Source organism: Flaviflagellibacter deserti (assembly GCF_042652085.1).
In the GTDB taxonomy this organism is placed as follows: Bacteria; Pseudomonadota; Alphaproteobacteria; order Rhizobiales; family Methylopilaceae; genus Flaviflagellibacter; species Flaviflagellibacter deserti.
This window is the reverse complement of record NZ_JBHSJF010000006.1, coordinates 801,424-813,472: the sequence shown is the minus strand read 5'-3', so window position 1 is coordinate 813,472 and position 12,049 is coordinate 801,424. Positions and strand designations below refer to the sequence as shown.

10 protein-coding genes are annotated in these 12,049 nt (G+C 62.4%); 7 read left to right on the top strand and 3 right to left on the bottom strand.

Annotated features, from left to right (window positions below; genetic code table 11):
* Window positions 1-40: 40 nt before the first annotated feature.
* The 6 genes from ACFPFW_RS10935 (at window position 41) to ACFPFW_RS10910 (ending at window position 7,000) form a co-directional block, all read left to right on the top strand.
* The gene (locus ACFPFW_RS10935) at window positions 41-751 is read left to right on the top strand and encodes a TetR/AcrR family transcriptional regulator (protein WP_379770696.1); all 711 of its coding nucleotides are present in this window, start codon (window positions 41-43) and stop codon (window positions 749-751) included.
* The gene (gene hpxZ, locus ACFPFW_RS10930; RefSeq protein WP_379770694.1) at window positions 751-1,134 is read left to right on the top strand and encodes an oxalurate catabolism protein HpxZ; all 384 of its coding nucleotides are present in this window, start codon (window positions 751-753) and stop codon (window positions 1,132-1,134) included. Before ACFPFW_RS10935 ends, hpxZ begins: the two co-directional genes overlap by 1 nt.
* A gap of 182 nt (window positions 1,135-1,316) precedes the next feature.
* Window positions 1,317-2,240, top strand: a complete 924-nt coding sequence (locus ACFPFW_RS10925) for an alpha/beta hydrolase (RefSeq protein ID WP_379770691.1) — start codon at window positions 1,317-1,319, stop codon at window positions 2,238-2,240.
* Between the two features lie 313 nt (window positions 2,241-2,553).
* Window positions 2,554-3,783 (top strand): TackOD1 domain-containing metal-binding protein, encoded by a 1,230-nt coding sequence (locus tag ACFPFW_RS10920; RefSeq protein WP_114957984.1) that lies wholly within the window; start codon window positions 2,554-2,556, stop codon window positions 3,781-3,783.
* Window positions 3,780-5,066 carry a glycosyltransferase family 2 protein gene (locus ACFPFW_RS10915; RefSeq protein ID WP_379770686.1) on the top strand — a complete coding sequence of 429 codons (1,287 nt, stop codon included), beginning with the start codon at window positions 3,780-3,782 and terminating at the stop codon, window positions 5,064-5,066. The genes ACFPFW_RS10920 and ACFPFW_RS10915 overlap by 4 nt, the downstream gene beginning before the upstream one ends.
* Before the next feature lie 20 nt (window positions 5,067-5,086).
* Entirely contained in the window at window positions 5,087-7,000 is a 1,914-nt protein-coding gene (locus ACFPFW_RS10910) for a family 16 glycosylhydrolase (protein WP_114957985.1), read from the top strand.
* Window positions 7,001-7,198: 198 nt separating this feature from the next.
* On the opposite strand, the gene ACFPFW_RS10905 is transcribed toward ACFPFW_RS10910, so the two are convergent.
* Window positions 7,199-7,729 carry a DUF3280 domain-containing protein gene (locus ACFPFW_RS10905; RefSeq protein WP_379770682.1) on the bottom strand — a complete coding sequence of 177 codons (531 nt, stop codon included), beginning with the start codon at window positions 7,727-7,729 and terminating at the stop codon, window positions 7,199-7,201.
* A 107-nt stretch (window positions 7,730-7,836) separates the two neighbouring features.
* Here ACFPFW_RS10905 and msrB point away from each other — a divergent pair, with 107 nt between their 5' ends.
* Window positions 7,837-8,277: a peptide-methionine (R)-S-oxide reductase MsrB gene (msrB, locus tag ACFPFW_RS10900; protein WP_114957986.1), complete on the top strand. Its 441-nt coding sequence runs from the start codon at window positions 7,837-7,839 to the stop codon at window positions 8,275-8,277.
* 12 nt (window positions 8,278-8,289) lie between these two features.
* On the opposite strand, the gene ACFPFW_RS10895 is transcribed toward msrB, so the two are convergent.
* Entirely contained in the window at window positions 8,290-9,594 is a 1,305-nt protein-coding gene (locus tag ACFPFW_RS10895) for an HlyD family type I secretion periplasmic adaptor subunit (RefSeq protein ID WP_114957987.1), read from the bottom strand.
* Complete coding sequence (locus ACFPFW_RS10890) at window positions 9,591-11,345, bottom strand: type I secretion system permease/ATPase (protein ID WP_114957988.1); 1,755 nt, start codon at window positions 11,343-11,345, stop codon at window positions 9,591-9,593. The genes ACFPFW_RS10895 and ACFPFW_RS10890 overlap by 4 nt, the downstream gene beginning before the upstream one ends.
* Between the last annotated feature and the right edge of the window lie 704 nt (window positions 11,346-12,049).

Genomic DNA, 12,049 nt, shown 5'->3' with positions numbered 1-12,049 from the left:
CAGTAGTAGGATCCGGCGTCAGGACGCCGGGAAACAGGGCATGATGAAAACGACCACGCCGGATTCTCTCGCGACCGACGCGCCCGCCAAGGCGCGCGGTTCGGCCCGGAAAGCGGACAGCAATCGCCCGAAACGCAATGGAGCCGTGACGCGGCAGCGGATTCTCGATGTCGCGATGTCGGAATTCGCGGACCACGGATATAGCGGCAGCCGTATCGACCGCATCTCGGCGAGCGCCGGCGTCAATGTCGGGATGATCTATCATTACTTCAGCAACAAGGACGACCTGTACCTTGCCGCGCTGGAGGCATGCTACAAGGTCATCCGTGACCGCGAGCGGACGCTCGACGTCAATGAGGGCGATCCCATCTCGGCGATGCGCCAGCTCATCGAGCTGACCTTCGACTTCCTGAGCACCGACCCATATTTCGTTCGCCTCATCATGAGCGAGAACCTGATGATGGGCCGCATCGCCCAGCGCTCGGCGACGATCCCTGTGATGACGCAGCCGCTGCTCGACTCGCTCAGGACGATCCTGAAGCGCGGTCAGGCGGAGCGCCTGTTCCACAAGGATATCGACGCCGAGAATTTCTACGTTTCTATCCTCGGCCTGTGCTTCGTGCACGTTTCAAACCGCTACACGCTGAGCAGCATGTTCCAGCACGATTTCGCCGATCCGGAATGGCTGAAGCAGCGCAAGGGCGTCGTGACCGATATCCTGATCAGCTATCTGAGGGGCTCGGAGGTCTGATGGCTTTCGCGATCAACATTCCCGACATTGTCGAGGAGGTACAGGCCGCGTTCCGGCGCTACGAACGCGCACTTGTCGGCAACGACATCGCGGTGCTCGACGAGCTGTTCTGGAACAGCGGCCTCACGATCCGCTACGGAGCCGGCGAGACGCTCTACGGCTATGAGGCGATCGCGGAATTCCGGCGGGCGAGGCCGAGCGCCAAATTGGACCGGACATTGACGAGGACGGTGATCACGACCTTCGGAACGGACTTCGCCACGGCGGACACCGAATTCACGCGCGAGGCTTCTACGGCGATCGGCAGGCAGAGCCAGACATGGGTCCGCTTTCCGGAGGGCTGGCGGGTGGTGTCGGCGCATGTCTCGACCATGGCCGGTTAGCCTTCTCGGCCGGCATTCTGGCATGGCCACGCGGCTGTCCGCCGCAGGGGATGACGCGTCCATTGTGGACTCAGGCTCGTCGCCTGCTATCAATGTCGGGATTCGGCTAGGGCCGCGTGGTCAGATGCTGGCACGCCGAAAGCGCGATGGAAGGTGCCGGCCACGTAAACAATAGGGCTGACATGCGGTTCGCGTTTTCATGGGGCGGTATCGGCAGCGCCGTTCTCGTCTTGACCGGTGTGCTGGCCAGCGCTGGTCAGACGCAGGCGCAGGCGCAGGCGCAGGCGCAGGCGCAGGCGCTGAAGCCTTTCAAGGACGACCTGTTCGCCTATCCCGCGATCCTTTCGAGTGAGGGTGGCGATCGTCACCGCGTGGTCGACTATAGCGAAGCGCGTGACATCGATCAGCGCGATGAGGTGCCGGAGCGCCGTGCGCGCCGGCAATTTGTCTCTACGGGCGTGCGCAAGGTGCAAGAGGACATCGCGTTAGAGACCGGAATCGGTACGATCCGCCATTTCGCGGTCGGGAAGCCGGACGGCGCCGCGATCATCACCATGTACCTGCACGGCCAAGGCGGCAGTCGCAACCAGGGGGTAGACGACTTCACTTTTGGCGGCAATTTCAACCGCATCAAGAATTTGATGGTCGCCAATCGCGGGCTTTATCTCTCTCCTGATTTTTCCGATTTCGGCGATCGCGGCGCGGCGGAGATCACGGCTCTGCTACATCATTATGCCGGGCGCTCTCCTGAGGCGCCGATCATCGTGGCATGCGGTTCGATGGGTGGCGCGCTGTGCTGGAAGCTCGCCCGCGATCCCGTGATCGGACCCCGGCTCGGTGGCCTCCTGCTGCTGGGGTCACTATCGGACAAGAATTTTTCCACGAGCGCGGCGTTCCACGCGAGAGTGCCTGTGGTCTTCGGACATGGCGGGAGCGACAAAGTGTTCCCGGTAGACGGCCAGGAACGCTTCTTCCGTTCGATAACGGCAAAGGCACCCGACTATCCGACGCGCTTCGTCCGATTCCAGACGGGCACGCATGGCACGCCGATCCGGATGACCGACTGGCGGGCTGAGATCAACTGGATGCTCGCACAGTCGCGATAAGAAGCAGAGCCCTTGATTGCGCAATCGATTGCTGAGGGGTAACGGCGGCGTGCGGGGATGGACGCCGCCTTCGTATCCCTTGTGGACGCGAAATCAATGGCTTGGTGCGATGAAAATGTCGGCGTAGGCGACGACATTTTCCGACACCATAAGTAATTGCTCGCTTCGCTTCCTTATTTGTCAAGATATAAACATCATTGTGGCGGCATCACAGCCTTCAGTTGTTGTCAGCGACGATAGATTTTTCTTTGGAACAGAAGCATTCTAACTCGGATCTCTAGGAACTTTCGCGCAGTGACAGAGTTAGCGGCTCATGAATACAACGGCGGCAAACTTAGTCACTCCTCGCGTAGGAGATGCAGTATTCGGTGACAGCATCATCGTCCGGGATGCGAGCGATGTGGAGCGCGCCAGCTATCTCGTGACCTGTCGCGAGGGACATCTGCTGCCGGTCACCGATCTGACCGCTACGCTTGGGAGTGACGCGGACTTAAGTTGCCCGCCCGGACAAGACTGGCGCGATCTTAGCCGATCGGTGAGGGACCGATTCCACCAGCGTCGGGAAGAGCTGGCGCCCTGGTTGCGCACGTCGTCCCGCCCGGATCTCCGGCTCCTCGCCTTTTTGCACGTGCACGAGAAAGAACTCACCGCGCGGTACGCCCCGAATACCAGGGAAGGATTCACATATGGTGGCCTCGTTCCGGTGTTGGAGGTCCGGGCAGTTGCCGAGCGTCTGGCCGCTGCGGGTTATCTGACCGCACGCCTTTTCGATTGCTTTCATGCCTGCCCGCACTGCGGATCCGCACGGCTCAATGTGCGGGAGGAGTGCCCCTCTTGCCGAAGCCCCGAGATCGCCGATGTCAGGCTTATCCACCATCTGCGCTGCGCGTATCTCGGGCCGGAGCCCGATTTCGAAACGTCGGACCGACGTCTCGCATGTCCGAAATGCTCGCGCGAACTTCGGCACTACGGAAGCGACCATGAGGCCGCGGGAACGGCCCTGAAGTGCGGGGCGTGCGGTTTCAGCGGTTCAGAGCCTTTGGTCGGCTTTGTGTGCATGGACTGCTCAAGCCATTTTGACGGAGAACGTGCCCAGAAGGTGCGCGCCTTCCACTATGCGATCTCTGAAGCGGGCTCCCAATTCCTCCTCGCCGCAGGTTTGAAATCGAGCGCTGTTAGCCCGGTGCTCGTGCTGACGCTTCCGCTGGACCTGATCCGTCTCCTCAACGCTGCGTGCGCCAGGGACGAGATGTTCAGCCTCGCCGAGTTGGCCTACGCGAATGAGATGAAGATCGTGGCCTCCAAGGGAGCCGAGGTCTTCGACGCCAGCCGGAAGCAACTTGTCGCCGATCTGATCGGTCGCCTCGGAGCACAAGGCAGGGTCGTACAGGGGGCGAGGTCGGATTACGTCTTCTTGGCCAGCGAGGATGCGGCCAGCACACAGGAGCGTTTGAACAAACTCCTCAGCGGCTGTGTGGCTCGCCTGCGAGCCAATCTGGGGGTGGACCTTCGTGTCTTTGAAAAAGCGGATTTTCTGCCGTGAGCGCCGGACATGACCTGACAAGCGCATACGACCTGCTGACGGAACAGGGCACCATCGGCTTCATCGCGATGTTTTGGTACGTCCTGATCTTCGAGATTCCTCGCTACGGGCTGTCGATCGTAGCCTATGCCGCTGGCCGCAGCAGGAAATGGCGCCATCAGCGCAACGACGCGCATCCGACTCCCCAACATCCCAAAATCAGCGTTCTCGTCGTTGGCCACAATGAAGAATCCGCGATCACGAGATGCGTGCTCTCCCTTCGCGCGCAGTCGCTGCGCGCCTTCGAGCTCATTCTCATTTCCGACGGCTCGAGCGACCGTATGAGCAAGGTCGCGGCTAGCCTTGTAGCAAAGGGCCTCGCCGACAAGGCGTTCTCAACCGACCTCCGATGCGGCAAGTCCGCAGGGGTCAATCTCGCCATCCGGATGGCGTCCGGCGACATATTGGTCAATGTGGACTGCGACTGCTCATACGATCGATTTGCCATCGAGAGCATCGCGGCACCATTCGCGGATCCCAAGGTGGGTGCCGTCAGCGGGGATATTCTTCCGCGCAACGGCAACCGGAGTCTAATCGCCGGCTTTCAGGTCATCGAATACCTGGTGACGATATCGCTCGGCAAGCGCATCGCAGAGATGTTCGGGCTGGTGGTCTGTGCGTCCGGGGCATTCGCTGCGTTCCGGCGTTCTGCGCTGACCTCCGTCGGCGGCATCGACGTCGGTGGCGGCGAGGATCTCGACATTACGCTTCGGCTTCGAGCCAAGGGTTGGAAGATCGATTTCGCGCCGGGCGCCCTTTGCTACACCGACGTTCCCGAGACAGCCTGGGGGCTTCTCCGTCAACGCCTGCGGTGGGAACGCGACGCTGTCCGACTGCGGTATCGCAAGCATCGACGTCTGTCGAACCCGCTGAGCCGAAGTTTCAACCTCGTCGAAGCGACCCACCAGGTGGATTTTCTATTCTTCCACATAATATTGGCGGTCGCCTTTCCGCTATACTTACTGCACCTCTACGTGCAGATCGGCGAGGCTGCCATCCCGTTTCTGATTGCCGTTCAGCTCGGGTTGATGTGCTTGGACGCAGTGATATTCGTCGCCGCATTGGAAGCTACAAATCGCTGGGTTTATGCCCCCTATCTTCTGCTCATTCCCGGCTACGGGGTGTTTAGCGGGCTTTTCATGCGGCTCGTTCGCGTGTTGGCCTACGTTCAGGAATGGTGCTTCGACGCCTCTCGAACCGATAATTATGTGCCGCAACGGGTCCGCTTCAGCCGACGCTGGTGAGCGCGGGAAAGGATCGCGAAATGATCACGCGTCTGCGCCAAAGGGAGCGGCTGGATACGCTCGGTAACGACACCCGCGTCGCGAATTTTCGCTGGGGTCGTTACGTCTATTTCGCACTGTTGATCGCGTTCTTCCTCGGTCTCGCAAATTACCTCGTTGGCTCGTGGATCTTCCTTCGGGCCGATGGGCTCGTACTTCAGGAAATGTTCGCCGTCGCGCCGTCTTACGAGGGCAAGATCGTGTCCGTTCACGTCAAACCGGGCCAGAAAGTGGAAAAGGGCGAACTTCTGGTGCGGCTCGAGTCCTCGACGCTCGTGCGGGCTCTCGCCGAACTGTCTTTCCGCGAGGCGGAAATCACCTCGCGTCTTGAGCAGCTCAAATCCAAGCTGGCCATCTCCGAAACAATGTTGCCGCTGGCTCAGTCGCAGCTTGCTGAGATGGACAAGGGGGTGGCCAGCCTGGGTCAGCTCAAGCGCCGCCAGCTGACGAACCAGCAGCGGGTCGAGGAACTCGTCATTTCGCACTACTCCGCCAGTTCGCAACTCGCGGAACTCGAGGTGCAAAAAAATTCCCTGGGGCGCGAGATCGCCGCCAACGAAGCCGCACGGGCGGAAGCGGTGGCGGCGTCTGACGATCTAAAGCGTCTCTATAACAATGGAGCGCTTACGGCGCCGACGGCAGGGACGGTCGGCCCTGTTGTCGCCTCATCAGGTGAGGTGCTGGTCCCCGGGGACAGAGCGCTGGAAGTGTTTTCAGGCGCCCCCTATGTGCTTGCCTATCTTCCCGAGACCTACCTTTTCGACGTGCGGTCGAACCAGAGAGTGAGCGCGTCCAGCGGGCGACAGCAGGCAATTGGTCGAATCGTCGAGATCCTCCCAGTCGCAGCCAATCTGCCAGCGGAGTTCCAGAACACCTTCCGTCCTCGAGAGCGGAGCCAGCTCATTCGTGTCGAGTTGGATCGAGGTGCTGGCTTCCCGTCGGGGCAGAAGGTCCGGTTGACCCGGTGTCTGTTTGAAAATTGCGAAAGCGTGTTGTCCATGGCGGGCCGCGTGGGAGCGTGGGTAAGCCGGGAAGCGCGCAATCGCCTGCGCGCAATCGCGCCTGCGCAGAGTTCTCCGAGTTCGATCGCTGAGCCGGATTTTTCCGATGACTTCAACGGCCAACGACTGGACAGGTCCAAATGGCTCGTCGGCAAGCGTAATTGGGGCGGAAAAGATGGCGAGGGGCACGACTACAATGGTGGGGTCAGCCCGCAAAATGTAGGTCTTCAGGAGGGGGCGCTTGTCCTGAAAGCGCTGGGCGATAGCTATCGAGGTCCTGTTCGGGGAGTGAACCGCGATGGCACGCCGCGCGAGGACGGCACGCGCGTCGGCGCGATGATCGCCACGCGGAATTATCTCGGGTCGGGGCGGTATGAAGCTCGCCTAAAGGTCGCTCCGGTCCTCGGCGTGGCGACCGCCATGTGGGCCTTCCACTACCGAGAGGAAGGCAACCACATTGGCAACCACGAGATCGATATCGAATTTCCGGGACGTCCTGGGCCGCCTCACGAGGGAGTGTCCTTTAATCGCATGCTCGCGAACACTTGGATCGGAGAGCGCGAGGGCGAATCCACGACTCAATACGTGCATCTCCCAGCGACCATTGCCGACGGTCAATTTCACATCGTCCGGTTCGACTGGCGAGCGGGCTCTGCGACATCAGCACCAAGCGTGGTGTTTTTTGTAGACGGCCGAGAGGTCGCCTCGATTGACACGACAGTGCCGACGCGCCGAAGCAGACTGTATCTCGGTGCCTGGTTTCCAAAAGGCTGGGCCGGCCAGCCCACATTCGCTGAGGCGGAAGTGGTGGTCGATTGGGTGCGGTATTGGCGCTTTGACGGCCAGGATGATCGTGACGTGGAAGAAAGCTTTGCCTCCGTTGGCTGGGAGTAGTTCCAGGCACCTGCTCGGTGCCGTCGGGGGCAACTGCTCCGTATACGGATGCCGACAGCATTGCCGCGCCGAGACCTGCCGCAAGCTTCAGTCCATGTCGCCGACTAACGCTGCACGTTGCGGCCGAGCCGTCTGAATCCGGTCTTCCATCGACTTTCACTCTTTCAGGATATCCTCACTCCGGACGCCACGTGAGCGTTACGGGGTGGCGGCTATCTCGGCCAGAGCTGCCAGCAACCGGTTGCGGACGAGATAGGACACACCGCGCGACCAGGATTCATCGGTGTTGCCGCGGATGTCGACGCTGGTCCGGTAGCGTTCCTTTCCGGTCTCCGTGTCCCATACGGAGACGTTGATGTTGAGGATCAGGTTGCTCACTTTCTGCACCGTGCCGGTGAGCGCAAAACGGGCGCCCAACGGTCTGGCGATGGCCGCCGCGCAGCCATTGCAGCGATCGAGTGGCCCCGACTTCGCGATCGCGTCGGTGGCCGGCGCGAGATCGATGATCGTGTACCCGCCTCGGTCGATCAGCAGTCGCGGCAGTTGATCGCTGATCATGGCGAGCCGCTGCTGCTCGTCGGAGCGTGCGCCCGACATCTCGCCTTCGAGGCTGGTATCGATCGGTTCGAAACCGAAGACGGCGAGGCGAGGTGCTTCGGCTCCGGCCGGCCACGGCAATAGCAGGATTACAGACAGGATCGTTGCCTGCAGGTTGCCAGACAGGCGCAAAGCGGTTCTCCCCTGTTGAGGCCCGATCCCTATTGTAGGACGCAGGGTGTCTAGGGAAATCGGCGGCAGGCTCCTATTTATAGGAGACCAAACCGAGGGAGCTATTCTTGAGCGCCTATCACAAATCGAACGACGCGATCGCTCAGCTGACGCCCGAGCAGTACCACGTCACCCAGCAGAACGGCACGGAGCGTCCGGGAACCGGCGAATACCTCTACAACAAGGAGCCGGGGATCTATGTCGACGTGGTGTCGGGCGAACCCTTGTTCGCTTCGGCAGACAAGTATGAGTCCGGGTGCGGCTGGCCCAGCTTCACCAAGCCGATCGATCCGACGCACATCAACGAGCTAAGGGATGTGTCGCACGGAATGGTGCGGACCGAGGTCCGTTCGCTGCATGGCGACAGCCACCTCGGCCATGTCTTCCCGGACGGTCCGGCGGACCGGGGCGGGCTGCGTTATTGCATCAATTCGGCATCGCTCCGCTTCATCCATCGCGACGACATGGAGAAGGAAGGCTACGGCGCCTATCTCGATCAGGTCGAGTGAGGTGCCGGCCGGTCAGTCGTAGCGGAAGGCGCGCGCCAGCTGGTCGTTGATCGGCTTCGTCAGATAGGCGAACGCCGTCCGCGCCCCGGTATCGATGAAGGTCTCGACCGGCATGCCGGGAACGAGCGTCTTGCCTTGGAACTTGCGGAGTTCCTCGCCCTTGATGGCGATCCTCGCCGTGTAGAACATCGCGCCCGACTGCTCGTCGCGGCTGACGTCGGCGGATATTCGCGCGAGCGTGCCGAACACGTCAGGCATGGTCGCGGAATTGAAGGCCGAGAACTTCATCGTCACCGGCTGACCGATTTTCAGGCGGTCGATCAGCTGCGGCTCGATCCGGACGTCGACAACCAGGCCTTCGGCTTCCGGCACGATCAGCATCAGCTGCTCGCCGGGGCTGATGACGCCACCTTTGGTGTAGATCGTCTTCTGGTGGACGATGCCGTCCTGAGGCGCGCGGATGTCGACGCGGTTCAACTGGTCGAGCGCGGCCGTGTATCGCTCCCGCAGTTCGGCGATCTTGGATTCGGTGTCGCGCAGTTCGGAAGCGATCTCCTTCTGGAGATCCTGGTCGAGCTGGAGGATCTGCATCTCGGTCTCCGCCACCCGGCCTTTGGCGCGAGCGATGTCGGCGATGTGCTGGCCTTCCTCGCCGAGCAGCCGGGCCGCTTCGCGCTCCAGCGCGGTGACGCGGCTGAGCGGAACGAGATTGTCCTTGTAGAGCGAGCGCACGCCTTCGAGCTCGGTCTGGATGAAGCCGGTCTGCTGGCGTTTCGAGGCGACCTGGGCTTCCAGGCCCTTAACTTCTTCCCGCGTCTGGGAAATGCGTTCGCGCAATTGCGACGTCTGACCCTGTTTCGCGGTCTGCCGCGAGGTGAAAACCGTGCGCTCGCCGGCAAGGATCTTCCGTATCGAAGCCTGGTCGGCTCTGACGGTCAGTTCCTCCGGCAGCGAGAAGTCCGACAAGGCGTCCCGTTCGGCCGAAAGCCGCGCTTCCCTGACCAGCAATTGATTGAGCTGATTGTCGATCACCGCGAGATTGGCGCGGGTCACCGTATCGTCGAGGCGAGCGAGCACGTCGCCGGCTTTGACATGATCGCCGTTGTCGACGCGGATTTCCGCGACCACGCCACCGGTCGGATGCTGCACCTTCCTGACATTGCTCTCGACGACGACCTGACCCGGCGCGATCACCGCGGAGGCGATCGGCGCCGTCGAGCCCCAGCCGCCCGCAGCGACGAGGAGAAGTGCAGCTGCGGACAGGCTGAACAGGCTGACCGACCTGATGTCGCGGAGAGGCGTGCGGGCTTCAGTCACGAGCGTGCCCCCTGCGCTGCGACGGCCTTGAGTGCCGGAGCTTCCTGCGGAACCACCGCCGCCGGCGCGAGCACCTTTTTCAGCACCTCGTCCTTGGGCCCGAAGGCGACCTGCTGGCCGGCATTGAGCGCCAGAGCGAGATCGGCCTTGGCGAGGGCGGAGCGGCGATGGGCGATGACGACGGCGATGCCGCCGCGCAGGCGGATGGTCTCGACGGCCTTTTCGAGGGCGAGCTCGCCTTCGGAATCGAGATTGGAATTGGGCTCGTCGAGCACGACCAGGAACGGGTCCTTGTAGAGCGCCCTTGCGAGCGCGATGCGCTGGCGCTGGCCGCCGGACAAAGTGCTGCCGGCCTCGCCGATCTGGGTCTCGTAGCCGTTGGCAAGCCGCAAGATCATCTCGTTCGCGCCGGCGGCTTCCGCCGCCGCCTGGATGTCGGCCGAGGTCGCCTTCGGGTCGAAGCGGCAGATATTGTCCGCGATCGTGCCGTCGAACAGTTCGATATCCTGTGGAAGGTAGCCGATCATCCCTCCACGGACCTCGGCGGGCCATTGATCCAAGGTCGCGCCGTCGAGGCGGATCTCGCCCCGGTTGGCCTGCCAGACGCCGACAAGCGCGCGGGCCAGGGTCGATTTTCCGGAGGCCGAGGGTCCGATCACACCAAGCGCCTGACCGGCTTCGAGCGAGAGGTTGATGCCCTTCAGGATCGGCGCGGCGGAGCCGGGCGCGGCGACATAGATATCTTCCACGGTCAGCTTCTGGCTTGCCGGCTTGGGCGCGACCTCCGGTTCCTTTTTCGCGGTCGCCTTCAGCGCCTCGTTGAGCCTCGTCCACGATCCGCGTGCGGAGAGGAACGGCTTCCATTGCCCGATCGCCAGCTCGACCGGAGCGAGCGCGCGGCTGGTCAGGATGGACGATGCGATCATCACGCCGCCCGATGCTTCGCCCTGTACGACGAGCCAGGCTCCGAGACCCAGATTGGTGGATTGCAGCACGAAGCGAAGGGTCTTCGAGATCGACCCGATGCTGAGAGAGACGTCGCTGGCGCGCTGCTGCGCCAGGCCATGGCGGGCATTGTGCTGCTTGATGCGATCGACGACCCGCTGTTCCATTCCGAGCGCGGCCACGAGTTCCGCATTACGACGGGCGGCTTCGAGCGCGAAGGATTTCTGCGCGCCGGCGGTCGCCGCATCCTTTGCCGGAGCGCGGCCGGCGAATTCCGACCACAGCGTCAACAGGACCAGCAGGACCGCGCCGGCGACGAGCGTCCAGCCGAGCAGCGGGTGGAGGAGGAAGCACAGGCCGGCGTAGAGCGGAATCCACGGCAGATCGAACAGCGCCGTCGGACCCATGCTGGAGAGGAAGCCCCGAACCGTGTCGAGATCGCGGGCGGGCTGGGAGCCGGCGCTCTTGCTCTTCGGCGTGATGCGCAGGATCGAGGCGACGACGGGACCGGACAGGCTCTCGTCCAGCGCGGCGCCGATGCGCGACAGGATGCGCTGGCGCGCCCAGTCGAAGACGCCGAGGAATATGTAGACGATCAAGACCGCGATCGACAGCGCGACGAGCGTCGGGATGCTGCGCGAGGGCAGCACCCGGTCGTAGACCTGCAGCATGTAGACGGAGCCGGTCAGCATCAGGACGTTGACCACGGCGGTCAGCAGGCCGACGGCGATGAAGCCGGCGCGGCATCGCGCTACGGCCTCGCGCAGCGGCGAGGTTTCCGGCGAATTTGGTCGTTCTCGTTGCATCGATCTGCCCGTCCCCACCGTCGATGCGGCCGGGATCTGGCCACGAAGACGGCAGGTGTCTTTACGGGCGGAGTGCTTCAGTCGTGTGACCGCAAAATCCGGCTTTCACCGTTGCTCGGGACGCTATCGAGATGGGGCAGCCGACAGGCTCGACGGTAGCCTGCCGGCTCGATTGTCAGTGCCGTTCAAGCCTCGATGTCAGAGTCGACGAACTGATCACCACCGAGTTCCGGTGGGCGCGGCATTCGTCCATCGCGAATTTAAGCGCGGCGCGCTGTGAGAAAAACAGACCTTCGAGGAGGCCACTCGTTTCCTGAACGAGCCAGCGGCCCTTACGGGTCGGGCCGACGAGAAAAACGGTCTTCAGTTGATCCTGTACGCGAGATCGCGGACGCATTTCAGCACCAAGGGGCGACATGCCCGAGGCCCGGATTCTATGACCCTCCGCATCAAGGCGCGATTGGCCAGGCGGGGCGTCGGCATAGCCAAGGCATAGGGATCGGAGTCTCGAAACCCCTATAGGATTCCTATGCACGGGCGGAGCGCGCCAACTCGCCCGCCTATGCCCTTCCGACGACATTCCCGGTTGTAAAGCGCGGACCTCCCGCGCCGGGAAATCATATCCATGTTCGACATTCTGATGCTTGGGCTTGGCGTGGCGCTGTTTGCGCTCGCGATCGCCTACGCCAATGCGGCGGAGGGGA

Excerpts from the sequence above, each read along its gene's own strand:
- hpxZ (WP_379770694.1), top strand. The coding sequence starts at position 751 with ATGGCTTTCGCGATCAACATTCCCGACATTGTCGAGGAGGTACAGGCC.
- ACFPFW_RS10935 (WP_379770696.1), top strand. The coding sequence starts at position 41 with ATGATGAAAACGACCACGCCGGATTCTCTCGCGACCGACGCGCCCGCC.
- ACFPFW_RS10925 (WP_379770691.1), top strand. The coding sequence starts at position 1,317 with ATGCGGTTCGCGTTTTCATGGGGCGGTATCGGCAGCGCCGTTCTCGTC.
- ACFPFW_RS10920 (WP_114957984.1), top strand. The coding sequence starts at position 2,554 with ATGAATACAACGGCGGCAAACTTAGTCACTCCTCGCGTAGGAGATGCA.
- ACFPFW_RS10910 (WP_114957985.1), top strand. The coding sequence starts at position 5,087 with ATGATCACGCGTCTGCGCCAAAGGGAGCGGCTGGATACGCTCGGTAAC.
- ACFPFW_RS10890 (WP_114957988.1), bottom strand. The coding sequence starts at position 11,345 with ATGCAACGAGAACGACCAAATTCGCCGGAAACCTCGCCGCTGCGCGAG.